This is a genomic window from Candidatus Saccharimonadia bacterium (genome assembly GCA_035544015.1).
Classification (GTDB): domain Bacteria; phylum Patescibacteriota; class Saccharimonadia; order UBA4664; family UBA4664; genus UBA5169.
Window position 1 is genome coordinate 1 of sequence record DATKIP010000045.1, and the last position, 2,149, is coordinate 2,149.

General features: G+C 61.0%; 2 protein-coding genes. Both read right to left on the reverse strand.

Annotation, left to right across the window (positions count from 1 at the left end; translation table 11 throughout):
• Positions 1-269: 269 nt before the first annotated feature.
• The gene (locus tag VMT30_02655; protein HVQ43842.1) at positions 270-1,301 is read right to left on the reverse strand and encodes an IS110 family transposase; all 1,032 of its coding nucleotides are present in this window, start codon (positions 1,299-1,301) and stop codon (positions 270-272) included.
• A gap of 100 nt (positions 1,302-1,401) precedes the next feature.
• Complete coding sequence (locus VMT30_02660) at positions 1,402-2,130, reverse strand: ABC transporter substrate-binding protein (GenBank protein HVQ43843.1); 729 nt, start codon at positions 2,128-2,130, stop codon at positions 1,402-1,404.
• Positions 2,131-2,149: the final 19 nt, after the last annotated feature.

Sequence of the window (2,149 nt, forward strand, 5' to 3'; positions counted from 1 at the left end):
AGTGCCATGTGTGGACGGCTCCGAGTTGGCAAGAGCTTTCTTCACGTAAGCAGCATTGGTCGGTGCAGCCATGTGTTCGGCCTTTAGATGCGGTTCACATGACCGCTGGCCATAATGCCCTCCGCGGATCAGGTCCCGACCAAAAGCTCGCATTCGACAATGCTATGGCACTAGTGGGTTGTCCTGATCGCCGGATCGACCGGCTCTGCATTACGTGCTGTTCGCCCTCCCAACCTTCACATCACGCCGGTTGTCCGGCGCGATCTCGTTTACGCCGCAAGTGCGATGGGTTCCTTGTATCGCTCGCCCTTAGCCATCATGGCCCAGACCATTCGCGCGATCTTATTGGCGAGCGCGATGGCGGCGATCTTCGTCGGCCGCCGTGCCAGCAATGCTGTGAGCCAGGGCCGATGTTTGGTGCCATGGATCTTGGCATAGCGAATGACGGCCAGCGCGCCAGCCACGAACAGGCCGCGCAGATAGCGGTCACCTTGTTTGCTGATGCTGCCGAGCCTGTCCTTGCCACCGCTGGAGTGCTGCTTAGGCACGAGGCCTATCCAAGCCGAGAAGTTGCGCCCTGATCGGAAGACCTTTGGGTCAGCAACGGTGGCGACCACAGCAGTTGCTAGCACCGGACCGACGCCGGGAGCTTCATCGAGCCTCATACTCATTTCATTGGATCGGTGCCAGGCCGTGATCAGCCGGTCGAACTCCAATACCTGCTCCTTGATGCTACGCAGCTGAGCCCCGAATGCCGAAAGACATGCACGAGCTATCTCTGGAACTCGCTCGTCGTTTGGATCGGCGACGACAGTGAGCAGTTCCTCGACACCGCGGCGCCCGACCGGTGCAACGATCCCGAACTCGGCAAGATGGGCCCGGATCGCATTGATTACCGAAGTCTGCTGACGGATGAACAGATGGCGCGTGCGGTGGAGCACCAAGCCGCTCTGCTGCTCGGGAGTCTTGGTTGGCACGAACCGCATGTTGGCCCTGGTGACTGCCTCACAGATGGCCTCTGCATCCGTCGCGTCATTCTTCTGCCGTTTGACATAGGGTTTGACGTAGGCCGGAGGCATCAGCCGTACCGTATGACCAAGTGCTTGCAGCTCGCGCGACCAATGGTGCGACGAGGCGCAAGCTTCGATGCCGACCAGGCACTGCGGCAACTTCTGGAAAAACGAAAGGACGTACCGACGCTTCAACTGGCGGCGGATGACCACCTGGCCGGCAGCATCAACTCCGTGAACCTGGAAGACCGACTTCGCAATGTCGAGACCGATTGTCGTGGTCGTTTGCATGGATAGCTCCTCTGAATAGTGGGAGCCTTAACAGCGCCCACATCCGTGGCACTACGTGCCGGTGGAGGAGCCGTCCACAGCATCAATAGCGGACATTCGTCTATTCGATCACTGCGTCGGCGCGACTTAGCAGGGACGGCGGCACGTCGAGGCCGAGCGCCTTCGCGGTCTTGAGGTTGATCACCAGTTCGTACTTGGTCGGCGCCTGTACCGGAAGGTCGGCAGGTTTCTCGCCCTTGAGGATGCGGTCAACGTAGCCCGCCGCTCTCGTGTATTGGTCGGTCCCGTCCTCGCCGTAGGAAATGAGGCCGCCAGCCGTGACGAAGTGGCGCTGCCAGTAGACGGCTGGCAGCTTGTGACGGGCGGCCGTCGTGATGATGACATCCCGATGCGCGACCGCTGCCCCGTTTGCCGTGACGATTAGGGCGCCGTTCGAGCCGCTCGCCAAGGCGGCCGCGCCGCGCTCGATTTCTCCTGGATCGCGAACATCGATGGGGGCCACCTCCATTCGCAAATACGGTGCCACCGCCTGTATCGCGCCGAATTGCCCGCTACCAGATGGAACCGCGGGATTGCGGATCACCCCCACGCGCGTCACGCCGGGGGCGACCTGCTTGAGCACCTCTAGCCATTTTCCGCTCACACCGTATTCGCGGGCGGCAAAGCCGGTAGCATTACCGCCCGGGCGTGCCAGGCTCACGACATAGCCGCTGCCAACGGGATCAGTGACCTGCACGAATACAATCGGTATCGTTTTAGAATGCTGAAGCAGTGGGCCTAATGTCGAGGTGCCATTGGCCAATATGATATCTGGCGCAAGCGCAACCAGTTCCGCCGCGTGGCGGCGA

What these genes read in the sequence shown, in the direction of transcription:
- VMT30_02655 (HVQ43842.1), bottom strand. Translation starts at nt 1,301, where the DNA reads ATGCAAACGACCACGACAATCGGTCTCGACATTGCGAAGTCGGTCTTC.